The 645-nt window shown below is 36.4% G+C and carries 1 protein-coding gene; it reads right to left on the bottom strand.

Translation table 11 applies throughout. The features are described from left to right. Positions 1-434: MFS transporter (locus AC1DRF_RS31250; RefSeq protein WP_477742732.1), on the bottom strand; the 434-nt coding region annotated here is incomplete at its 3' end. Positions 435-645: the final 211 nt, after the last annotated feature.

Genomic DNA, 645 nt, shown 5'->3' with positions numbered 1-645 from the left:
CCAAAAATCCCCATCGCAAAACCGCGTCGGTCAGGCGGGAATAATGTAAAGATAACGTTGGTAATTAACGGAAATAAAATCCCTGCTCCTGCTGCTTGCACGACGCGTCCTACTAAAATAACGGAAAATGTCGGTGCAATACCGCAAAGCAGTGTTCCTACTGTAAACAGACTCATTGCTGTAATATACAGCTGCCTTGTAGTAAATCGATTCATTAAAAATGCTGTAATTGGAATAACAATTCCGTTTACTAACATAAAGATGGTTGTTAACCAGTTGCCCGTAGCCGCCGTTACATGGAAATGATCCATCATTTGCGGAAGCGCAATGTTAATCAGCGTTTGATTTAAAAAAGCGACGAGCGCTCCCATTATCATTACGCCAAAAATAGACCGAGTTCGGGCTTGATCGGACTGTTGTGTTTGTGTATTCATTTTAACAAGACCTTTCCCTTTAAAATTATCTGTATGTAAATCTTCAGATGACAAACAGGTTAAGAATATATTTTATGTGTTCATTCTATTAATTTATGTCACGAATATTTAATGAACTTAATTATATACCGGATAAATATATCCGTTTCCGAAATATTTGTCAACAAATATGATCATTTTCGTAAAACTTTTCCATCAGTATATATAAAGT

Source organism: Priestia sp. P5_B4 (assembly GCF_056400385.1).
The sequence above is the reverse complement of the archived record's forward strand: the minus strand, read 5'-3'. Positions and strand labels throughout refer to the sequence as shown.